22 protein-coding genes are annotated in these 22,852 nt (G+C 39.1%); 9 read left to right on the top strand and 13 right to left on the bottom strand.

Features of this window, described 5'->3' with window-relative positions:
* Positions 1-123 precede the first annotated feature (123 nt).
* From J3U37_RS03790 to aceE, 4 genes are all read right to left on the bottom strand, one after another.
* On the bottom strand, positions 124-264 hold the full coding sequence (locus J3U37_RS03790; RefSeq protein WP_267373407.1) for a hypothetical protein: 141 nt from the start codon (positions 262-264) through the stop codon (positions 124-126).
* Positions 265-637: 373 nt separating this feature from the next.
* On the bottom strand, positions 638-2,062 hold the full coding sequence (lpdA, locus tag J3U37_RS03785) for a dihydrolipoyl dehydrogenase (RefSeq protein WP_220219310.1): 1,425 nt from the start codon (positions 2,060-2,062) through the stop codon (positions 638-640).
* A gap of 15 nt (positions 2,063-2,077) precedes the next feature.
* Complete coding sequence (aceF, locus tag J3U37_RS03780; protein WP_220219309.1) at positions 2,078-3,694, bottom strand: pyruvate dehydrogenase complex dihydrolipoyllysine-residue acetyltransferase; 1,617 nt, start codon at positions 3,692-3,694, stop codon at positions 2,078-2,080.
* A 12-nt stretch (positions 3,695-3,706) separates the two neighbouring features.
* On the bottom strand, positions 3,707-6,373 hold the full coding sequence (gene aceE / locus J3U37_RS03775; protein WP_220219308.1) for a pyruvate dehydrogenase (acetyl-transferring), homodimeric type: 2,667 nt from the start codon (positions 6,371-6,373) through the stop codon (positions 3,707-3,709).
* 374 nt (positions 6,374-6,747) lie between these two features.
* Here aceE and lipB point away from each other — a divergent pair, with 374 nt between their 5' ends.
* The gene (lipB, locus tag J3U37_RS03770; RefSeq protein WP_267328771.1) at positions 6,748-7,368 is read left to right on the top strand and encodes a lipoyl(octanoyl) transferase LipB; all 621 of its coding nucleotides are present in this window, start codon (positions 6,748-6,750) and stop codon (positions 7,366-7,368) included.
* A gap of 11 nt (positions 7,369-7,379) precedes the next feature.
* Complete coding sequence (lipA, locus tag J3U37_RS03765; protein ID WP_220219306.1) at positions 7,380-8,339, top strand: lipoyl synthase; 960 nt, start codon at positions 7,380-7,382, stop codon at positions 8,337-8,339.
* 17 nt (positions 8,340-8,356) lie between these two features.
* Here lipA and J3U37_RS03760 read toward each other — a convergent pair whose 3' ends face one another.
* Positions 8,357-10,129 carry a DUF3413 domain-containing protein gene (locus J3U37_RS03760; RefSeq protein ID WP_267373406.1) on the bottom strand — a complete coding sequence of 591 codons (1,773 nt, stop codon included), beginning with the start codon at positions 10,127-10,129 and terminating at the stop codon, positions 8,357-8,359.
* A gap of 193 nt (positions 10,130-10,322) precedes the next feature.
* On the opposite strand from J3U37_RS03760, the gene J3U37_RS03755 reads away from it, so the two are divergent.
* The 3 genes from J3U37_RS03755 to J3U37_RS03745 all read left to right on the top strand — a co-directional run bounded on the left by J3U37_RS03755 (position 10,323) and on the right by J3U37_RS03745 (position 14,263).
* Positions 10,323-12,095, top strand: a complete 1,773-nt coding sequence (locus tag J3U37_RS03755) for a Lon protease family protein (RefSeq protein WP_267373405.1) — start codon at positions 10,323-10,325, stop codon at positions 12,093-12,095.
* A gap of 142 nt (positions 12,096-12,237) precedes the next feature.
* Positions 12,238-12,759, top strand: coding sequence for a bifunctional 3-hydroxydecanoyl-ACP dehydratase/trans-2-decenoyl-ACP isomerase (gene fabA / locus J3U37_RS03750; RefSeq protein WP_220219625.1), 522 nt, complete (start codon positions 12,238-12,240; stop codon positions 12,757-12,759).
* A 1,018-nt stretch (positions 12,760-13,777) separates the two neighbouring features.
* A complete protein-coding gene (locus tag J3U37_RS03745) occupies positions 13,778-14,263 on the top strand; it encodes a thermonuclease family protein (RefSeq protein WP_267335869.1) in 486 nt (161 codons plus the stop codon).
* A gap of 14 nt (positions 14,264-14,277) precedes the next feature.
* Here the strand turns inward: J3U37_RS03745 and J3U37_RS03740 are convergent, their stop codons facing one another.
* The 4 genes from J3U37_RS03740 to J3U37_RS03725 all read right to left on the bottom strand — a co-directional run bounded on the left by J3U37_RS03740 (position 14,278) and on the right by J3U37_RS03725 (position 17,170).
* Positions 14,278-14,559 carry a DUF5339 domain-containing protein gene (locus J3U37_RS03740; protein WP_220219302.1) on the bottom strand — a complete coding sequence of 94 codons (282 nt, stop codon included), beginning with the start codon at positions 14,557-14,559 and terminating at the stop codon, positions 14,278-14,280.
* A gap of 177 nt (positions 14,560-14,736) precedes the next feature.
* The gene (locus J3U37_RS03735; RefSeq protein WP_220219301.1) at positions 14,737-14,946 is read right to left on the bottom strand and encodes a cold shock domain-containing protein; all 210 of its coding nucleotides are present in this window, start codon (positions 14,944-14,946) and stop codon (positions 14,737-14,739) included.
* Positions 14,947-15,259: 313 nt separating this feature from the next.
* Positions 15,260-16,069, bottom strand: a complete 810-nt coding sequence (gene proC, locus J3U37_RS03730; RefSeq protein WP_267328767.1) for a pyrroline-5-carboxylate reductase — start codon at positions 16,067-16,069, stop codon at positions 15,260-15,262.
* Between the two features lie 144 nt (positions 16,070-16,213).
* Complete coding sequence (locus tag J3U37_RS03725) at positions 16,214-17,170, bottom strand: type IV pilus twitching motility protein PilT (RefSeq protein WP_267328766.1); 957 nt, start codon at positions 17,168-17,170, stop codon at positions 16,214-16,216.
* A 33-nt stretch (positions 17,171-17,203) separates the two neighbouring features.
* On the opposite strand from J3U37_RS03725, the gene J3U37_RS03720 reads away from it, so the two are divergent.
* Together J3U37_RS03720 and J3U37_RS03715 are read left to right on the top strand one after the other, a co-directional pair.
* Positions 17,204-17,905 carry a YggS family pyridoxal phosphate-dependent enzyme gene (locus J3U37_RS03720; protein ID WP_267373404.1) on the top strand — a complete coding sequence of 234 codons (702 nt, stop codon included), beginning with the start codon at positions 17,204-17,206 and terminating at the stop codon, positions 17,903-17,905.
* Between the two features lie 36 nt (positions 17,906-17,941).
* Entirely contained in the window at positions 17,942-18,499 is a 558-nt protein-coding gene (locus tag J3U37_RS03715) for a YggT family protein (protein WP_220219297.1), read from the top strand.
* A gap of 32 nt (positions 18,500-18,531) precedes the next feature.
* Here the strand turns inward: J3U37_RS03715 and J3U37_RS03710 are convergent, their stop codons facing one another.
* The 4 genes from J3U37_RS03710 to corA all read right to left on the bottom strand — a co-directional run bounded on the left by J3U37_RS03710 (position 18,532) and on the right by corA (position 21,322).
* Complete coding sequence (locus J3U37_RS03710; protein ID WP_220219296.1) at positions 18,532-18,954, bottom strand: YcgN family cysteine cluster protein; 423 nt, start codon at positions 18,952-18,954, stop codon at positions 18,532-18,534.
* The gene (locus tag J3U37_RS03705; RefSeq protein ID WP_267373534.1) at positions 18,951-19,196 is read right to left on the bottom strand and encodes a YcgL domain-containing protein; all 246 of its coding nucleotides are present in this window, start codon (positions 19,194-19,196) and stop codon (positions 18,951-18,953) included. The genes J3U37_RS03710 and J3U37_RS03705 overlap by 4 nt, the downstream gene beginning before the upstream one ends.
* 27 nt (positions 19,197-19,223) lie before the next feature.
* On the bottom strand, positions 19,224-20,183 hold the full coding sequence (gene glk, locus J3U37_RS03700; RefSeq protein WP_267373403.1) for a glucokinase: 960 nt from the start codon (positions 20,181-20,183) through the stop codon (positions 19,224-19,226).
* A 197-nt stretch (positions 20,184-20,380) separates the two neighbouring features.
* The gene (gene corA, locus J3U37_RS03695; RefSeq protein ID WP_220219293.1) at positions 20,381-21,322 is read right to left on the bottom strand and encodes a magnesium/cobalt transporter CorA; all 942 of its coding nucleotides are present in this window, start codon (positions 21,320-21,322) and stop codon (positions 20,381-20,383) included.
* Between the two features lie 216 nt (positions 21,323-21,538).
* Between corA and J3U37_RS03690 the strand changes: the two genes are divergently transcribed.
* Entirely contained in the window at positions 21,539-22,057 is a 519-nt protein-coding gene (locus tag J3U37_RS03690; RefSeq protein ID WP_220219292.1) for a single-stranded DNA-binding protein, read from the top strand.
* Between the two features lie 117 nt (positions 22,058-22,174).
* Positions 22,175-22,837 (top strand): MarC family NAAT transporter, encoded by a 663-nt coding sequence (locus tag J3U37_RS03685; RefSeq protein ID WP_267373532.1) that lies wholly within the window; start codon positions 22,175-22,177, stop codon positions 22,835-22,837.
* Positions 22,838-22,852: the final 15 nt, after the last annotated feature.

Genomic DNA, 22,852 nt, shown 5'->3' with positions numbered 1-22,852 from the left:
CACCTATATTTTCTGAAACTTCTTGACAAGATTTTACTTTCGTTGAAAGTTTCGGTTTTTTGGTATGCAGGTTTCGGACGCTGTTAATTGGTTGATATTTTCAATACGCTGTCAGCGTCCGAATTAGGGGGATTTTTTGCGAAATCCCCCTAATAACCCCCTCGCAGCACCACCCAAAGCGGTCTTCGACTGACCTCCGCCTTCGTTCGGTCTTAACGCACCGGCGCTGATTTGTTCCGGACAAAACAGCGCCTCGCCAAACATCCTTGTTTGGCGTGCTAACCTCGCTCAGTTGTCGGCGCTTTGTGAAGGTGCGGGTTGGTGCACTTGTTTGCTTTTGAGAGAGGTAATGGTATGGGTTTGGAGATATTTTAAAAATTTCTTAAACTTTTGGTTTTATACTGAAACGTAGGGTTTTTCTGAAAGTTCTTGTCAAGATTTCGTGTGACTTTTAAGTTATTATTAAAGATAGCAATGTGGATTTTCGATATTTTTGAAAATATCTTAAACAGTTATTTTTATACTAAAACACAGGCATTTTCTGAAAGTTCTTGTCAAAATTGGCTGTGGTGTTGGGTTTTGTGGGGGGGAAAGCCGTCAAGGTTATTGACGGCTTGTTTTTTTTGGTGAATCGTGACTATTTTTTCACTGCTTTGGCATTAGGAAGGTCGGTTACAGTTCCTTCGTAGATTTCTGCCGCTAAGCCTATCGATTCGTGTAAGGTTGGGTGGGCATGGATGGTTAGGGCTATATCTTCTGCATCACAACCCATTTCAACCGCTAGGGTGATTTCACCCAGTAGTTCTCCGCCATTTGCGCCAACAACCGCTCCGCCTAATAGGCGATTGTCTGATTTGTTGAAGATCAGTTTGGTCATCCCTTCTGAACAATCTGAGGCAATTGCTCGTCCGGATGCTGCCCATGGGAAGATCGCTACTTCATAATCGATTCCCTTAGCAATGGCTTCTTTTTCGGTTAATCCAACCCATGCCACTTCCGGCTCGGTGTAAGCAATCGACGGGATAGTTTTTGGATCGAAGTAGTGTTTTTTACCGGCTATCACTTCGGCTGCAACGTGTCCTTCGTGAACACCTTTATGGGCAAGCATTGGTTGACCTACCACATCGCCAATAGCATAAATGTGCGGTACATTGGTGCGCATCTGTTTGTCGACTTCAATAAAGCCACGGTCGGTAACATTGACCCCAGCTTTTTCGGCGCCAATCAATTTTCCGTTTGGTGTGCGACCAATTGCCACTAATACGGCATCATAAGTATGTGTTTCGCTTGTGCCGTCTTTTTTCTCCATGGTGACGTAAATTGCATCATGTTTTGCTTCAACGGATGTGACTTTGGTTTCTAATCTTAAGGTAAACTTCTTCTGAATCTGTTTTGTGAAGACTTTTACCACATCTTTGTCGGCTGCCGGAATGACTTGATCAAACATTTCAACCACGTCCACTTCAGAACCTAGCGCATGGTATACCGTGCCCATTTCCAGACCGATAATTCCGCCACCCATTAACAATAATTTTTTCGGAATGGTGGTTAACGCCAGCGCATCGGTTGAATCCCATATTCTTGGGTCATCGTGCGGTATAAACGGTAGTGTGATAGGACGCGATCCAGCAGCAATAATCGCATTGTCAAACGTAAGTTTAGTAATGCCTTTTGCTGATGTGATATCCATAGTATGGCTACCGGTAAATTGCGCTTCACCTTGAATCACATTGACTTTGCGCATTTTTGCCATGCCGGCAAGGCCATTTGTCAATTGATTGATGACTTTTTCTTTCCATTCACGCACTTTATCAAGTTCAAGTTTTGGCGTGCCAAAGTGGATGCCATGAGCGGTTAAGGATTTAGCTTCATCCATCACTTTTGCCACATGAAGTAAAGCTTTTGACGGAATACAGCCCACATTCAAACACACGCCACCTAAGGTTGAATAGCGTTCAACTAAAGTGACGTCTAATCCTAAATCGGCTGCTCGGAAGGCTGCGGAGTATCCCGCTGGCCCTGCACCTAATACCACAAGTTGGGTTTTAACTTCTTGACTCATATATGATTGCCTCCTTTACATCACTAAACGACGTAAGTCGGATAATACGTTAGCAATATGGCTTAAGAAGCGTGCACCATCTGCCCCGTCAATCACTCGATGATCGAATGATAGTGATAAAGGTAACATTAAGCGTGGTGTGAATTCTTTTCCATTCCATACCGGTTTCATACTTGAGCGTGATACCCCTAAAATACCGACTTCAGGCGCATTGACAATTGGTGTAAATGAGGTAGTACCAATACCGCCAAGGCTTGAAATGGTGAAGCATCCCCCTTGCATATCTGCGCCGGTTAACTTACCTTCACGGGCTTTTTTCGATACTTCAGCCAGTTCACGTGATAGTTCGATAATGCCTTTTTTGTTGACGTCTTTAAATACCGGTACGACTAAACCATTTGGCGTATCTACCGCAACACCAATATTGATGTATTTTTTAATGATGAGCGTTTGCGCATCTTCCGATAGTGAGCTGTTAAAGCGTGGATAAGCCGTTAAGGCACTAGCGACCGCTTTCATAATAAACACTAACGGAGTGATTTTAACATCAAGTTTCTTTTTGTCCGCTTCGGCGTTTTGTTGCTTACGGAATGCTTCAAGATCAGTGATATCGGTTTCATCAAACTCAGTCACATGCGGGATCATCACCCAATTTCGGTGTAGGTTTGCCCCAGAAACTTTCTGAATTTTGGTTAGCGGTAAGCTTTCCACTTCGCCAAATTTGCTGAAATCAACCTTAGGCCATGGCAGTAAGCCCGGTAATGCGCCGGAAGCTGCGCCGGTTTCCACTTGTTTAACAGCATTTTTAACGTAAGCTTGAATATCTTCACGTAAAATACGATGTTTAGGGCCTGTCGGTGGTACTTTTGCTAAATTCACGCCAAATTCACGTGCTAAGCGACGCACAGACGGCGTGGCGTGAGCATAAGCGTCATTTTCAACAAAGTCATCAGCCGTTTTAACCGCAGGTGCCGTCGTTGCCGGAGCGCTGGCTACCGCAACCGGTGCCACATCAGTTTTTGCCGCAGGTGCTGGCGCTGTTGTTGTCGCTGGGCTTGCCGGTGCCGCTGTGGCTGTGACTTCAAACTCCATGATTTTAGAGCCGGTTTTGACTTTGTCACCCACTTTGACTGTAATATTTTTCACAATACCAGCTATTGTTGCCGGTACTTCCATTGACGCTTTATCGCCTTCAACAGTAATTAGCGAGTCATCAACGGCAACACTATCACCGATTTTGACTAAAATTTCAGTTACTTCAACTTCATCACCACCGATATCAGGTACAGTGACATCAACCACTTTGCTAGCTGTCGCTGCGCTGTTTGCCGGGGCAGCCGGTGTTGTAGCGGGCGCATCAGTGGCTTTGGTTTCAGTGCTGGCGGACGCTGCGTTAGCGCCCTCTTCGTCAAATACCATGATATTGACGCCAGTTTTAACTTTGTCGCCCACTTTAACGATGATTGATTTGACGATCCCGGCCTGTGGCGCAGGAATTTCCATTGATGCTTTATCACCTTCAACGGTTAATAACGACTGATCAACTTCAACCCGATCGCCGACTTTAACTAAAATTTCCGTGACTTCAACTTCATCACTACCAATATCAGGTAATTTTATTTCTATACTCATTATTGTTACCTCTTATGCGTTACGTGGGTTAAGTTTGTCGGCATTGATCTCAAACTTTTTGATCGCTTCTTCAACAACACTTGTTTCAATATCACCACGTTTAGCAAGTTCACCCAATGCTGCAACCACAACATAAGATGCATCAACTTCAAAATGATGACGTAAGTTTTCACGACTATCACTGCGTCCAAAGCCGTCGGTACCTAGTACTCGGTAGCTTTCAGCAGGGACAAATCCACGTATTTGCTCGGCATAAAGTTTCATATAATCTGTAGAAACCACAGCTGGATTATTATTCATAATTTGTGCAACATAAGGCACTTTTGGTGTTTCGCTAGGGTGTAACATATTGTAACGTTCACAATCTTGACCGTCTCGTGCAAGTTCAGTAAATGATGTGACGCTGTAGACTTCTGAAGTAATACCATAGTTCTTCGCTAAGATATCAGCCGCTTCTCGTACATGACGTAAAATCGAACCTGAACCTAATAACTGTACAGTTGGTTTACCTTTTTGCCCTTCTACGGTATCAAGTTTGTAGATACCACGGCAGATACCTTCTTCAGCTCCTTCCGGCATAGCAGGTTGTGCATAGTTTTCGTTTAGTGTGGTGATGTAATAGTAGACATTTTCTTGCTCACCATACATACGACGTAAACCGTCTTGCATAATAACAGCAACTTCATAAGCATAAGCCGGATCGTAAGCGATACAATTTGGAATGGTTAATGCTTGGATATGGCTGTGACCGTCTTGGTGTTGTAAACCTTCACCATTTAACGTTGTGCGACCAGATGTACCACCGATCATAAAGCCACGTGCTTGCTGATCACCCGCTGCCCACATTAAATCGCCGACTCGTTGGAAACCAAACATTGAGTAGTAGATATAAAATGGAATCATTGGTAAGTCGTTAGTACTGTATGAAGTTGCCGCTGCCAACCATGAAGCGGTTGCACCACATTCATTGATCCCTTCTTGCAGAATTTGACCTTTTTCATCTTCACGATAGTAAGCCACTTGCTCTCTGTCTTGTGGGGTGTATTGCTGACCGTGAGGGTTGTAAATACCAATTTGACGGAATAAACCTTCCATACCAAAGGTACGTGCTTCATCGGCAAGAATTGGCACTAAACGAGGCGCTAGATCTTTATCTTTAAGCATGATATTTAATGCACGCACAAAAGCAATCGTCGTTGAGATCTCTTTAGATTGCGCTTCAAGTAGTGAAGCAAATTCGCTTAATGGCGGAATCGATACACTGCCGGTGAATTTGGTTAATCTTGAAGGTACATAGCCATGTAATGCATCACGGCGTTCATGAATATATTTATATTCCGGTGTATGTTCTTCAAATTTAATGTAAGGTAGTTTTTCAAGGGCTTCATCGGTAACCGGAATGTTGAAGAAATCACGAACATGACGCACGCCGTCCATATTCATTTTTTTCACTTGGTGAGCGATGTTTTTCGCTTCTGCCGCTTCACCCATACCGTAGCCTTTAATGGTGTGAGCTAAAATGACAGTCGGACGATCTTTAGTCTCTTTAGCTCTTGCAAATGCAGCAAACATTTTAGCCGGGTCTTGACCACCACGATTGAGGCGGAAGATCTCTTCATCGCTCATGTCTTTAACTAATTCGGCTGTTTCCGGATATTTGCCAAAGAAGTGTTCACGGACGTAAGCACCGTCTTTTGATTTTAATGTTTGATAATCACCGTCTAGGGTTTCGTTCATTAAGCGGATTAATTTACCTGAAGTATCTTTTTGTAATAATTTATCCCAGCGATCGCCCCAAAGCACTTTAATCACATTCCAACCCGCACCGGCAAAGACGCCTTCGAGTTCATTGATAATTTTACCATTACCGGTAACAGGACCGTCCAAACGTTGTAAATTACAGTTAACCACAAATACTAAGTTGTCTAATTTTTCACGTGTTGCAACGGTGATTGCGCCTTTTGATTCCGGCTCGTCCATTTCACCGTCACCTAAGAAGGCATAGACAGTTTGTTCAGTAGTATCTTTTAAACCACGATGATTTAAGTATTTTAAGAAACGTGCTTGATAGATTGCACTAATTGGACCTAATCCCATTGATACGGTCGGGAATTGCCAGAATTCAGGCATTAATTTTGGATGAGGATAAGATGATAATCCTTTACCGTGCACTTCTTGACGGAAATTGTCAAGCTGCTCTTCCGTTAGGCGCCCTTCAATGAAAGCACGTGAGTAGATACCCGGTGAGATATGGCCTTGGAAATAGATTAAATCCCCACCGTCTTTGTCGTTACGAGCACGGAAAAAATGGTTAAAACAGACTTCATAGAAAGTCGCCGCAGATTGGAATGATGCCATGTGTCCGCCAAGCTCTAAATCTTTTTTCGATGCTCTAAGAACCATCATAATGGCATTCCAACGGACAATTGAACGAATGCGCCTTTCAATTTCCCAATCTCCTGGGTATGCTGGTTGTTCTTCTACAGGAATGGTATTGATATAGTTACTGGTTGAAGAGCCGAAAAGTAATGGCACGCCGCCATCTCTTGCTTTGTTGACTATTTGTTCAATAATATATTGCGCACGTTCGACGCCTTCTTCACGTATAATTGACTCAATACTTTTCAGCCAATCTTGCGTTTCGACTGGATCGATATCATTCATTTGCATGTCCGACATATTAAAACCTCTTTTTTGTTTAAAAAAATGCAGTTTTGCTATCCTTAGCTACAACCTATGCCATAACTAACTGTATAAGCTTCAATTCTGCATTATGGAGCTTTATGACTATAAGTCTGCCATTTTCGATAGAAAAGTAAAGCAAACCTAAGCCTAGATGTGCATGTTAATTCCTATCAAATTAATCAACTATTTCAATAGATAATAAGAAAATCGCTGTAATTAATTGATATAAATCAAATTTAACTTGCGGGAGATTATTGAAACCAACTTATTTGGTTATACCTTGAAAGCACTGTAGTTGTCAAGCTATAGTAAAATCTGCTATATATTTGTTAATTAACTGTTAAACGGCGTTGGATTAAAGAATAATCATGATTGTTGATAATATCATCATTAAAGATCTTGGGATCACCCCTTACATGACTGCTTACCATGCTATGCATGAGTTCACGGTTAACCGTGATGCTAACACTCCGGATCAAATTTGGTTTGTTGAACATCCTCCGGTTTTCACGCAAGGTAAAGTGGGAAAAGCCGAACATTTGCTAGTTCAATCCGAGATACCGGTTATTCAAACCGATCGGGGTGGGCAGATCACCTATCATGCGCCGGGTCAGCAAATTATGTATGTTTTATTCGATTTAAAAAGAGCAAAAATCGGTATCCGGGATATGGTCAGTTATTTAGAAAATAGTGTCATACAAACCTTAGCACACTATGATATTATAGCTTATGCCAAATCCGACGCGCCCGGCGTATATATTGATGATAAAAAAATCTGTTCGCTAGGCTTACATATCAAACAGGGGTGTACCTTGCATGGGTTGGCACTGAATGTTGATATGGATCTGAAGCCTTTTAATAACATCAATCCTTGTGGTTATGCAGGATTGCAGATGACTCAATTGAAACAATTTCAATCACAAATTGACCGTAATTTAATAAGGAAATTACTCGCTGATAATTTTCTCAGTCAATTACTCAACAAATAAGATATCTAATTATGCAAAATGAAGAAATGACAGTCAGAAGCTCAAAATATCGTGATGCTGACAAAACCCGTTTAATTCCAACAATCACCATAGAAGAAGCGGCACCATTAAAAAAACCCGATTGGATGAGAATTAAACTTTCAGCACATTCCGATAATATTGCGCATATCAAATCCACACTGCGTAAACATGGATTACACTCAGTGTGCGAGGAAGCCTCGTGCCCCAATTTGGCAGAGTGTTTTAACCACGGTACAGCGACTTTTATGATCTTAGGTGATATCTGTACCCGGCGCTGCCCATTTTGTGATGTTGCCCACGGTAGACCTTTACCACCCGATCAGCAAGAGCCACTAAAATTGGCTAAAACCATTGAAGAGATGAAATTGCGCTATGTGGTCATTACCTCAGTTGACCGAGATGACCTTAAAGACGGCGGAGCAAGCCATTTTGCAGCTTGTACACAACAGATTCGCGCCTTAAGCCCGAATGTCAAAGTCGAGACCCTTACGCCCGATTTCCGTGGATGTATCGAGCAAGCGGTCGAGGTATTGAGCGAAGCACCACCCGATGTGTTTAACCATAATTTAGAAAACATTCCTCGTTTATACAAAAAAATTCGACCGGGGGCAAACTATCAAGGTTCGTTGAAATTACTTGCAGCATTTAAAGAGAAGCATCCGGATATTCCAACCAAATCCGGGCTAATGGTCGGGTTGGGCGAAACCAATGAAGAGTTAATTCAAGTGTTGAAAGATTTACGTACGCACGGCGTGACCATGCTAACTTTGGGTCAATATTTGCAACCCAGTCAGTACCATTTACCGGTTGAGCGCTATGTCTCGCCGGCTGAATTTGATGAATTGAAACAGATCGCTTTAGATATGGGATTTACCCATGCGGCCTGTGGCCCATTTGTTCGCTCATCGTATCATGCCGATTTGCAAGCAATGGGGAAAGAGGTGAAGTAATCTTCACCTTTTTTTATTTAGTTATCCACCACCATAAAGCGACGGTTTTCAGTCACAATCTGCAAAAACAGCGGTAAACTCATCTTTTCACTTTTTTGTAACTTGCCAGTTAAATTGTAGATTTTTGAACGACCAAAGGCATCAATAACAATCGTTTTATCGTCATACAAGGCTGCAATTGCATTTTCACCCCCAGCCACAACCCATTGCCGTGGGCTTTGATTAAATAAGTTTTTACCTTGACTGTATTGTTGTGGTGGCGTTGTTACATTCAATACGTCTTGCATTAATGTGCGTAAAATATCCGTTTGAGATGTAATATCAGTGATTTTTGCTTTATCTTTATTTGGCCATGCGATAATCAATGGCATTTTAAGCACTTCCCGATTAAAACGATCACCACTTTCACGGAAAACCAATTTTTTGCTTTCATCAATCGAAATATCATTTGAGCCGGTGATAATAATCACCGTATTATCATAAGCGCCACTTTGTTTCAGATAGGCGATCAAGGATTGTAAATATTGATCTAACTTTTTAGCATCTGACGCTAATTCGGCAATGGTCATCTTTTTGTTTTTCACGCCAAGCGAGTAGTGGATCAATGAGAACAGTGGCGCGTGATTTTCAAGTTTATTTTGCTCATCGTGCCATGCCATCCAATAGTCAGTAGTTTGTTTATTGGACTGTTTTTTCGGTTCCGGCAGCGTAAAGTTAGACAGTAACGCATAACGGTATAAAGGCTCAACAAACCCGCTGGATGAAAACAACCCAAGATTGTAGTGTTGCTTAGCAACAGTATCAAATAAAACCGAAGTCTTATGGCTAGCCAAAATACTGTTGTAATAATTAGGATCTAATCCATAAAACAGTGAAAAGTTATTCAAATAGGCTTGATTGCTAGCACTAAAGTGGTTGTCGAACTGTAAATTGTCTTGTGCAAATTCTTTTAGCCAAGGCATATTGTTGGCTAATAGATGTTCACTCCAACCGTCAATGACAACCATTAATACATTTTGCTTTGTTTGTGGCTCATCAAATACCACTCGTCCCAGTGGGTATTCGATAGCAATAGCAAATGGGTTGCCTTCTTGAATGGTGCGATTTCGGTAGTCGTTCTCTTCAATAAAGCCATATCGTTCAAGGAAATGACGAGCCGTTAACGGGTAAGATAACGGTAAACTCGAACGCTGCATTGTAATTGGACGATAAAAGTTCGCATCAGCCCAGATATGAATTAGGTGAGATGAAACAAAACAGAGAATAAAGCCGATAACAACCGGTTTTGCATAGCGCTTACGTTTACTTAAACTACGCAGTTTTTTCCAGCTCCATAACGAAAATAGAATTTCAATCAGTAAAATAAACGGAATTAAAATAAATGCTGTGCTTAAAAAAGAGGCTTTATTTGAACTCAGTAACTGCCAAATTGATAAGTTAAGGTGCATTCTGAAATGCGAAAACACCTCTAAATCAATTAACAGTAAAGTAATTCCTAAAGTGGCAATAATGGTGGCGAAAATCCGCTGCCAACGTGAGGAATGGATAAAAAAACTGAGTGGAAAAATAAGTACCAAATAAGTAATAAATGTCAAATAACTAAAATGCCCCATTACACTAATAATGGCATAAAATCGCCCCATAAATGTACGTGGCCAATCAGCGATCACCAAATATTGACTACCCAGTATAATGACTACAAAAATATTAAACAGCGTGAACCAGTGTCCCCAACTGACAATCTGCGAAGCTTGGTCATCTTTGATGTGATTATTTTTGAGTTTGAGCATATATAATTGTTGATAATGATATTAAATGAAGAAAACGAAACATTAAAAATTCCCGACAGTTTACCCGATTTTGAAAAATCTTTCTGTAATTTTTTTATTTGTTAGCACAAAGATCCCTGTTATCTGTTGGCGTTGTAATCGATACTTGCTATAATTCAAAATATAATTTAGCTGATCAAATAAGATAATAATTTTGGCAATCAAACAACTCAAATCACAACAGATCCAACCCGATACAAATCTAATCGTAGAACTTGCAAAAAAGAACAAAACACAGACCGATTTACCGGATTTTGGATCAACAAATGTGCTCGCTTGGCAACCTCGTGTCGCCTCAGCGGTATCGCTTTTATGCAATAACAAGACATCAAAATATCGCTCTCGTTTTATGTTATTAAAAGCCACCGAAAGCGAGCTATTTTTTGATTTGTTAAAACAATCGGTTAAAACCAACTTAGCTGAGCCAGCGTTAGGGTATAGTTACAATATTAGTGAAAATAAGATCACTTTAACCACGGCCAAAACCCGTCAAGACAACTTTGCTATTGAAGATAATTGCTTAGCGCAAACTAGCGTTGATCTAGAAAAACTCTTTGGCTGTGTCAGGCAGCCGGACAATCGTCCAATCAAATTGCAAGCAGGGTTAGTTCATCACGCTAATGGTGGTGTGCTCATTTTAGGTTTGCGTTCGCTATTATCGCAACCTGCATTGTGGGTTAAATTAAAACAGATGATTAATAATGGCGTGTTTGAATGGTTTTCAGCCGATGATGCCCACCCTTTACCGTTAACCATTCCAGCCATGCCGCTAGATTTACGGTTAATTTTAGTTGGTGACCGGCTAAGTATGACTGAATTGCAAGAGTTTGAACCGGAGTTTTTCAATTCAGCTATCTATGCTGAATTTGAAAACGAATTAACAATATCATCAGAAAAGCAAATCGATCAGTGGACGAATTATCTGCAATTTATTGCCCAACAATTACAATTACCGGCTATTGAACCGACTGCTTTTATGACAATATTTAAACAAGCAACCCGTTTTACCGGCGATCAAAACTGTCTTCCGTTATCGGTAGAGTGGGCACAATCGCTACTGCTTGAGGCAAGTTATTTTGCCGAAAATAATCAGATTGATAAACTTGCTGTGGGTAAAGCACTTGAACAAAAAGCATGGCGTGAGAACTATCTCACTGAGCGCTTTCATGATGAGTTTTTTACCGATCAAATCGTGATTAACACTAAAGACCAAGTTGTCGGGCAAATTAATGGGTTATCCGTTCTTGAATACCCCGGCTACCCAAAAGCAATTGGTGAGCCAACCCGAATAAGTTGCCTTGTGCATTATGGCGACGGTGAATTTATTGATATTGAGCGCAAAACCGAACTGGCAGGAAATATCCACTCTAAAGGTATGATGATTATGCAGGCTTTTATTATGTCTGAATTTGCCATTAATCATCAATTGCCCTTTTCTACATCGTTAGTATTTGAACAATCTTATAGCGAGATTGACGGTGACAGTGCATCGCTAGCCGGTTTATGCGCGATTATTAGCGCCCTATCCGGTCAAGCTATCGACCAGCAATTGGCAGTAACCGGCTCAGTGGATCAATTCGGTCATGTTCAATCAATCGGCGGGGTAAATGAAAAAATTGAAGGATTTTTTGCCGTTTGTCAGCATCAAGGCTTAACCGGCCAACAAGGTGTGATTATTCCGGCGAGTAATCAACGCCATTTAAGTTTAAGTGATGAGGTGATAGCTGCGGTTGAGCAAGATAAATTCTCGATTTGGACGGTAGAGCATATCGCTGATGCCCTGTATTTATTAACCGGTATTCCCTACAAAGATGAGGCGAATATCAGCCTATATAAATTGATTCATGCTCGTATGCAGTCACTGCTAGTGCAAGAAAAAAAGCAAGATAGTTGGTTTAGCAGGTGGCAAAAATATTGCAAAAAATAGCAATACACAATAAACTTTACCGCCAGGCGCCATTGATAAATGGCTAAGTAACTCACATTACACCGTTACTATTATGCGTAATATTTTAGTCAATAGTGATGTTTATAATCGTGTATGTAATGACAAAATAAAAGGCTTTTTTATGACATTTGAACGTAAATCTTCGTACGATAAAGCGGATCTAATTAAATCAGGAAACAATGAACTCTTTGGTCATGACGGTCCCCCATTACCTTCTGATTTAATGTTAATGATGGATCGTGTTGTTAACATGGATGAGCAAGGCGGTAACTTTGGCAAAGGTTATGTTGAAGCTGAACTTGATATTAACCCTGACTTATGGTTTTTCAAATGTCATTTTAAAAATGACCCGGTGATGCCCGGTTGCCTTGGGCTTGATGCCATGTGGCAATTAGTTGGCTTTTATTTAGGCTGGATTGGTGGTAAAGGTAAAGGTCGAGCGCTGGGCGTAGGCGAGGTAAAATTTGCCGGTCAAGTATTACCAACCAATAAAAAAGTCACCTATAAAATACATTTTAAACGTGTCATTAACCGTAAATTAATTATGGGTATCGGTGACGGTGAAGTTTATGTTGACGGTAAACTTATCTATCAAGCTTCTGATCTAAAAGTCGGGCTATTTCAAGATACTAACGCTTTTTAATTTTTAGTTAAGCTTACTCAGCCTTACAGTTAATCGGTAAGGCTGATCGATAGTTTAATTTTCCAATCTATCTCGCCACTCTGCCAAATCTTTATTTCTGACTACGTTGATATTACTAACCTCTCGTCCATAAGTAATTTTAGCAAGTTGATGCGTAAATCAGTGAAAAACTGATAGCTAGCAAACGAATCTAATTGATGAATAACAAGCTATTATTGGGCTTGATACATGCTTTACTCATTTAGTATTTTTGAAATTACTAGCCTCTCTTCCGTAAGTGATTTTAGTCAATCAATTCGCAATTCAGTGAAAAACGGATAGCTAGCAAACGAATGAATCTAATTGATGAATAACAAGCTATTATTGGCTTGATGCATGCTTTACTCATTTAGTATTTTTGAAATTGCTAGCCTCTCTTCCATAAGTGATTTAGTCAATCAATTCGCAATTCAGTGAAAAACGGATAGCTAGCAAACGAATCTAATTGATGAATAACAAGCTATTATTGGCTTGATGCAGCTTTACTCATTTAGTATTTTTGAAATTACTAGCCTCTCTTCCGTAAGTGATTTTAGTCAATCAATTCGCAATTTAGTGAAAAACGGATAGCAGGCAAACGAATCTAATTGATGAATAACAAGCTAATATTGGGCTTGGTACACGCTTTGTGTATTTAATATTTTTGGAATTGCTAGTCTCTCTTCCAAAAGTGATTTTAGTCAATCAATCCGCAATTCAGTGAAAAACGGATAGCTAGCAAACGAATCTAATTGATGAATAACAAGCTATTATTGGGCTTGGTACACGCTTTGTGTATTTAATATTTTTGGAATTGCTAGTCTCTCTTCCAAAAGTGATTTTAGTCAATCAATCCACAATTCAGTGAAAAACGGATAGCAAGCAAACGAATCTAATTGATGAATAACAAGCTAATATTGGGCTAGATACACGCTTTGCGCATTTAGTATTTTTGGTATTATCGGTATAATAATTTAAATTTTTGTAATTGTTGCCACATATGAAATTAGTTAATCGTTTTTTCCTTGCAATTTTATTATTTTGCCTGTCAATTGGTGTAGTTTTTGCCGACTTAAATGGTACGGTCATTAAGGTGCTCGACGGTGATACGATCGATTTACTGACAATCACAAACCAAAAAGTACGAATCCGTTTGCTGGATATTGATGCACCGGAGAAAGGTCAAGCATACGGTAATGCATCAAGAAAATATTTAGCCTCACTTATTGCCGGCAAATATGTGTTTGTCAAAGCAAACAAAAAAGATATTTATAATAGGACATTAGGCACGATTTTTTATAATAAAATGAATATTAATGCCAAAATGGTTGAAAATGGTTATGCGTGGGCGTATCGATATCGAGGTAAAGCAAGCAATAAATTAATGGTTAAACGAGAAAAGCAAGCCAAATTAAACAACAAAGGGCTATGGAAAGACAAAAATCCGATAGCCCCTTGGCAATTTCGTTATCGTAATAAACAATAAACCTTAACTAAATATTATTTTTTAGTAGGCGTAGCTGCTTGAGCTTGTTTAAGTGCTTCAATACCTTGTTTACATGCAGATTCTTGAGTATCTGTAGGCATTGCAGCTACTTGTTGTTTGCTTTGCTCAAGTCCTGATTTCATCATTTCTAATTGTTCTGCTGTTAATCCTGCAGTTGGCATATCTTTGATATATTCATCGATGCTATCAAAGTAAGTTTGACAAGTAGCAGATAAATCAGCCATGGCAAAAGAAGATAAACTTAATAATACAACAGATAATGCTAACTTTTTCATTGTGTTTCCTTATAATCAATTAATTTTCATTAGATTGTTGTCAACATAAAACAACATTGCTTAAAAAGCAGGAATTATAATATAAAACAAAATGGTAAAAGTCTAGAAAAAAGAAGTAAAGAAATACTGAGGTGGGAACTTACCAGTAACAAGTTACTGGTAAGAAAATAATCAAAATTAGATTATTGTTACATCTGCAGCAGAAGGACCACGTGGGCTATCTTGAATTGAAAATTCAACTTGTTGACCTTCGCCTAAAGTTTTGAATCCGTCACCAGTAATCGCTGAGAAGTGAACAAATACATCTTTGCTGCCGTCAGCAGGAGATATAAAACCAAAACCTTTACTTTCGTTGAACCATTTAACTTGACCTGTTTTTTTAGACATAATAATTTTCCTATAAATAAATTTATCTCAGCCATTAAGGGCTATATTCAAATACATAAAACCTAGACTACTTAAGAACACTGAGAAGAAAAGATGAAGAAAACTAATACAAATCTTGATATCAAGTAAACTACAAACTACGCGAATCAAATGTTACAAAATAAATCTGCATGTTATATGCTGGTGACTATTAACGCACAAAATGTTAAACAACGCAAGCAATCTTTCAATTTATTTAGCTATCCTCGCTAAAAAATCATTTATCATAATTAATTAGTGAGGATACCTTGACCCCGATAATAAAATTCAATAATTATTTTTCAGCAAGCTCTTTTGATTTATTGATCGTTGCTTCAACTGCATCAATCACCGCTGCTCTAAAGCCCTTTTCTTCAAGCATCTGCACCCCTTCAATAGTGGTGCCAGCCGGTGAGCAGACCATATCTTTCAACTCGCCGGGATGTTTGCCAGTAGCGAGTAACAGTTTGGCTGATCCCATTACGGCTTGCGCTGCAAATTTATAGGCTTGTTTTCTTGATAATCCGGCTTTGACAGCACCGTCAGCTAGCGCTTCGATAAACATAAAAACAAAAGCCGGTGAAGAACCACTCGCACCAATAACGGCATCAATTAAATATTCGGGGACAACTTCAGTTTCACCAATACAATTTAATAATCTTTGTACAATCGACAGCTCATCATCTGTCACTTCAGTATTTGGCGTAATGGAGCACATCGCCGCATTAACTAATGCCGGTGTATTTGGCATAACTCGGACAATTTTTTGTTCATAGCCGACACATTTGGCTATGGTTTTAATTGTCACGCCTGCTGCAATTGAGATCACTATAGTATTTTTCTTTAATTCTTTTTGGATATCGTTTAACACATCAACAATGACATTAGGCTTTACCGCAATAAAAACAAGATCGGATTCACGTGCGACATCTCTGGCTGACGCTAAATTATTGATTGCATGTGACGCATTTAATGCTTGCCCTTTTTCAGGGTGAGGATCATAAACATAAATTTGGTTTCCTTGCACAATATTACTGGTTAATATGCCTTGTAATATAGCATTTCCCATATTGCCCAAACCGATAATACCTATACGCTGTTCCATCTATTTTACTCCCCCATTTTTTGAGCTAAATTTGTAACGATTATAGATTACTTTATGCCTAAAACTCAAATCAAAAGCACCGGCATCATGCTCTGTAAATCCCTGCTTCGATGTTGCAATACCGCATCGCCTTTTATCAATATTTTACTCAGTGATTGAATGATGAGTATCAGGCATCAATTGCATGCCATGTTGTTGTCCGGTCTGTATTAACGATAAAATCTGTTTTGTTTTGCCCTCTTTTATTAAGTTAGCAACTGCCGGAGTGTTAATCAGGACTTCAAAAAGGGCTTTACGCTGGTTATCAACCGTGATTAATTGCTGGCATACAATCGCTTGTAAACTATCGGATAATTGACTACGGATAAAGTTTTGCGCATTGCCTTCAAATACATCTATCAGACGATTTATCGTTTCAATCGCCGAACGGGTATGTAATGTTGCTAAAACTAAATGTCCCGTTTCAGCAACCGACAAAGCCGCTTCGATCGATTGTTTATTGCGTAGTTCGCCAAATAGGATAATATCGGGATCTTGTCTTAAAAGACTTTCCATTGCTTGATCAAATTGCGATAATTCACGTTGTTCAATTAATGACTTGTCATTTTGATAGATATACTCAATAGGATCTTCTAAAGTAATAATATGTTTTGCTTGGGTTTGATTTATATATTGGATTAAGGATGCTAATGTGGTTGATTTACCACTACCGGTTGCGCCGGTAACCAGAATGATTCCCGATTGTTGGTTAACAAGCGTTTTTAAAACAGCAGGGACGCCAATTTCAGACATGTCAGCAATGCGGTCATTGATAATTCGAAATACTGCCGATATGCCACGTTGTTGGTAAAAAATATTAACCCGAAAGCGCCCTATTTCATTGTGAAATGCCAAATCAAGTTGGCCATATTGCTGCAACTTATTTACCTGACACATATCGAGCAAGGCAAACAGTTCTGTTTCCAGTTGCGTTGATGATAATTTGTTATCTGATACAAATTGCAATTGTCCGTTAATACGCATACACGGGAAAGCGCCGCTGGAAAGGTGCAAATCCGAGGCATTTTGCGCTACACTAAGTGACAAAATTGATTTTAACATTTACTTTAACCTAAAATTTAATTGAGAATAAACATGAATACTGTAACTGACAATTTAAAGACAATTAAAAATGAAATAATCCAAATCGCTCAACAATGCGATCGTGATCCCAATTCCATTGAGCTTATTGCTGTCAGTAAAACAAAACCTGTCGAATTAATCACACAAGCGATTGAAGCAGGACAATTCTCTTTTGGTGAAAATTATGTGCAAGAAGGTGTTGAAAAGATCCAATATTTCAAACAACATCAGCCAGCTACTGCATTGATTTGGCATTTTATTGGTCCGTTACAATCGAATAAAACCAAATTAGTTGCGGAAAACTTTGATTGGATGCACACGTTAGATCGCTTCAAAATCGCACAGCGTTTAAATGAGCAACGTCCCGATAACATGGCAAAACTTAATGTTCTTATCCAAGTCAATATTAGCCAAGAAGCCAGTAAATCCGGAATATTACCGCAACAAGTTGAAGATTTAGTTGAGCAGGTTATCACTTTGCCTAAGCTAAATTTAAAAGGGTTAATGGCGATACCGGAAATAGAAAATGATTTTGAAAAACAATTGGTTGTTTTTCAACAAATGCAACAGCTTTTACAATCATTACAGGTAAAATACCCATTTATGGATCAGTTATCCATGGGCATGAGTGGCGATATGAAAGCAGCCATTATGGCAGGTAGTACCATGGTGCGTATTGGCACTGCGATCTTTGGAGCAAGACAATATTTATGATATATTGCTGGCAGATAATATATTAAGGAGTACTAAATGATATCACTTATCTTCCTGGGAAATACTGTTTTAACCGTTTGCTTATATGTCATCATTTTACGCTTGTGGATGCAACGAGTGCGGGTTAATTTCGATTTTCCATTCACACAATTTATTGTTCGCATTACCCAACCGGTAATTGCCCCGCTACGAAGATTGATTCCGTCAATTGGGCGGATAGATACCGCCACATGGGTTATCTTTTATATCGTTGCAATAATTAAAGTTATTTTCTTATTTCGCTTTAAAGTGATAAATGCACCACTGTGGAATTCTGCCTATTTATGGTATGCCGTTGCGGTTATGGCACATGCAATTGGACACTTACTATTTTGGTTACTATTTTTTAGAGCGCTTTTAAGTTGGATAAGTCGTGGTCAATCTTCTGCCGACCAGTTACTTGCTCAATTAACCGAGCCATTGGTTGCACCAATCCGTCGTGTCGTTCCACCGATTGGCATGATTGATATCTCATTTATGATAGTGATGTTTATCTTAATCTTTTTGAATTTATTCGCTATTGATATTTTTGGTAATTTTTGGTTAATGCTATAAGCATTTAAAAAAAGGGAGCAATGCTCCCTTTTTTATAGAATGTGATCTTCCCAAAAAATCACATCTTTTTCGTAAACAATCCGATTTCTGACCGATATTTTAAGTTTATGCATCATTTTTTTACTTCCCGTTATCAGTGGGTGCCACTCTGGCAGTTCGCCTGTTTGAGAAAAATAACGGTAGGTACATGTTAAAGGCAACCACTCAATAGTCAGCAGATTTTCACGGGTTAACTTGACGCAATCAGGCTCATAGTCAAAACGATTGTGATAATGTTTACATTGGCAAGTTTTTGAATCAAGTAAATTACACGCTACGTTGGTGTATAGGATTTCGTCAGTATCTTCATCCATTAATTTATTCAAGCAGCACTGACCACAACCGTCACACAGTTGTTCCCATTCATCATCTGTCATTTGCTCAAGTGTTTTGTGTTGCCAAAATGGTTCAATCATACTTTAAAGTCATCTTCATGTAACATTTGTAAGAAAAATCCATCGACCTTGATCTTTTCCTCTATCTCATCAGAAGTGCCAACTACAAACCGTCGTTTTCCGTCCAATAATACTTTCATAACAAATACAGGCTTGCCAAAAATTGACATTACATTTTCAGGAATTGCGGAAAAATCATTTTCATTTTCCATATATAAATAACAGTTCTCTTTTTTATCACTACGATAAATATAACACCACATCATAAAAATAAAACCTTACTCGACTACCTACTTAAGACTATTTTGTAAATAAACACCTGCGCCAAATAGCCCCGGGTCTTCATGCGTTATCACATAAACCGGGACTTTTTTAACCAGATAAGACATTCGTCCTTTGTGTTCAAATGCTTCTCTAAATGGCGATGTTTTAAAAAATTCAATAAAGCGTGGCACAATACCACCGGCAATATAAACCCCACCAAGCGTATTGAGGGTTAGCGCTAAGTTGCCACCAAATCGCCCCATAAACGTACAAAAATAGGTTAATGTTTCTAAACAAATCGGACAACTATTAGCAAGCGCTTTTTTGACGATAATATCAGGTGTCATATCTTCAACAGGTTGATTGTGGATCTGTAATAACGCTTGATAAATATTAACAATACCATTGCCCGATAAAAAACGCTCACTTGAAACACGCCCAAATTTTTTGCGCAACTGAGCTAAAATACGGTCTTCTGCGTCATTGGTCATCGGCAGTTCAGTATGTCCACCTTCACCAGGCAAGCTAATCCAGTTGCCATTGACTTTAATTAAGTGAGAAACGCCCAATCCGGTACCTGCGCCATAAATAGCTATCGGATAATCAAGGTCAGGCTCTTCGCCCCCTATTTTTACCAAATCTGATTTCGGTAGTTGGGGAATCGAACTCGAGACCGCCATAAAATCGTTAATCACTTCAAGTTTGCTTAGATTTAATTCTTTAATCAGCGCTGAACGTGAAAAGGATAAATTATTATTGGTCATATTAATGACATCATCTTCACCAATCGGGCAAGCGATAGCAATACAAGCCTTATCGATTGTCGTTGATTGGGACGCTAAATAATCTTTAATCAGTTTAAGTAAATCATCGTTTTTTGAAATCAGAATTTTGGTGATAGCGGAAAGCTCGTTGGTTGCTAAATTGTATAATGCGAAGCGGGCATTGGTTCCACCAATATCAGTGACTAGTGCATATTGACTCATTGTATTCCCTTGTGTAAAAAATAAATTCTTTTTAATTGAACTGCAAGCTTTTACATCTATCAGTTGCCAAAAGCATAATAGCTTATATTATGAACTAATTATCTTGGTTTAACTAGTTGACTCTGATTGAATTTAATTAATCAATGACCGCTAACTCACCAGTTAGCGGTAAATATTTAATATGGCAAAATTCGAACTTATAACCACTTTTTCAGTTTAAAGTAGATATACGGCGCCACACCTGCTAATAGCATTAATAATAATGAAAACGGGTAACCATACTCCCATTTTAATTCAGGCATAAACTCAAAGTTCATACCATAAGCAGAAGCGACCACGGTAGGCGGTAAAAATACCACCGAAACCACTGAGAAGATCTTAATAATTCGGCTTTGCTCAATATTGATAAAACTCGTTGCAGCTTGCATTAAAAAGTTTACTTTTTGAAACAATGACTCATTATGTGGGACGAGTGATTCAATATCCCGGATTACTTCACGTGCTTGCTCTAACTGGTCAACCGGCATTTTGGCTCGACGCACTAAATAGTTAACCGCTCGCTGGCTATCCATTAAACAGAGGCGGACTTTCCAAGCCGTATCTTCCAGCTCAGCCAGTGAGGTGATCGCTTCATCATAATGCTCTTGAGCGGAACGATCCATGATAATCAAACTTAACTCTTCAAGTTCACTGTAGATATTTTCGATTTGGTCGGCTAACTGCTCTACTTTAACTTCAAACAGATCGAGTAATACTTCATAAGGATTACCGTCGTTTAAATTTTGATAACGTGAGCGCATACGATACAAGCGAAAAGCCGGTAAATCTCGTTCACGTAATGTAAATAAACGGCCATTATGTACAGTAAAAGCTACCGTTGAGTTACCGGCACGATCTTCGGCATCTTCATAAAAAAAGAAAGAGTGGACATGCAATCCTTCATTATCTTCAAAAAAACGAGCCGAGGCTTCAATATCATCCAGTTCAATACTGGTCGCTAAGTTTTGACCTAAATGTGTCAAAACAAAATCACGATCCGCTTCCTCGGGCTCAATTAAATCTATCCAAGTTGCATTTTGTATATCGCCTTCATTAATTTTTACTAATTGTTTGTTTTTTAATCCAAACGCATTAATCATAAGGCCTCCAATAAGGGAAATGTTTTATAACTTTGCATCAACAAATGGCTGGCATTATACTCGTTATAGTCAAAAATTCCTATGACTAAGCAAATCTTTCTGTAACTTTACAATTTGGAGAGAAAATTCCAATATTAAATTAAATTCGATGATGTTAATTCTGTCTCATGTTACAATAGTCACCTTAAATATTTATGCAATTTTTAGGAGTTTATAATGGCAAACCGAGGAATAAATAAAGTCATTTTAGTCGGTAACTTAGGTCAAGATCCAGAAGTTCGTTACATGCCAAATGGTAATGCTGTCGCTAATTTTAGTGTTGCAACTTCAGAATCATGGAAAGATAGACAAACAGGTGAAACCCGAGACCGAACAGAATGGCATCGCGTTGTCGTGTTTGGAAAATTAGCTGAAATTGCTGGCGAATATATCAAAAAAGGCACACAAGTTTATCTTGAAGGTCAATTACAAACTCGTAAATGGCAAGACCAATCAGGCGCCGATCGTTATACGACTGAAGTTGTAATAAACCCAATTGGCGGTACATTACAAATTTTAGGTTCACGTAACAGTGGCGATAATAGCTTTAATGACGGTTCACAAAGTTGGGGACAAAGTGCTAATAACACTTCATCTGCGCCGGCAGCACCTCGCCAAGCGGCACCAACAGCGCCAGCAGCACAACCGGCCACACCTGAGCCACCAATGGATTTTGATGACGATATTCCATTCTAATCTTATCTTTTCAAAATATTATCCTTATATTGGGCGTAAATTTACGCCCTTATATCATTTTGTATTTATTTGAATTATACTGAGTCGCAGTATGTTGATTGGATCTGTATCGATTTTATGCTGGAACTTATTCAAACTGTCGGCTTTGGTTTAATTCTTTTTATTCCTTTAACCAATCCCTTGACCACTGTAGTGCTGTTATTAGGTCTATCTGGCGATATGACCAACGAAGAACGTAATTATCAGTCTAAAATGACCTGTATTTATGTTTTTATTATTATGATTGTATCGTTTTACTGCGGTCAATTGGTGATGAATACCTTTGGTATTTCTATTCCCGGATTGCGCATAGCAGGTGGTATGATTGTTGGCATTATTGGCTTTAGAATGCTTTTCCCTCAACAACCTTCTCACAAAACACTGGAAGCCGATGCTAAGAAGAAAGAAATTTCAAATAATATTGCTTTTGTTCCTTTAGCTATTCCCAGCACGGCCGGACCGGGTACTATTGCGATGATCATCAGTATGGCATCAACCGTTAAAGGGGGCGGATATAACGTGTCTAGTTGGGTTATCTATGCCTCGTCAATACTGGTACCACTTCTCCTGTGCCATATTCTTTGGCTTTGTATGCGTAGTGCGGGCAGTATTATGCGTTTTATGGGAAAAAGTGGCATTGAAGCCACTTCCAGAATAATGGGATTTTTACTGGTTTGTGTTGGCACACAATTTATTATTAATGGTGTAAAAGAGTTGGTAATAAACTTTCCCAATATTTAATCAACAGGTCACAGG

The sequence above is a fragment of the Gilliamella sp. B3172 genome, assembly GCF_026536465.1.
GTDB lineage: Bacteria > Pseudomonadota > Gammaproteobacteria > Enterobacterales > Orbaceae > Gilliamella.
This window is presented reverse-complemented; position numbering and strand designations above follow the sequence as displayed.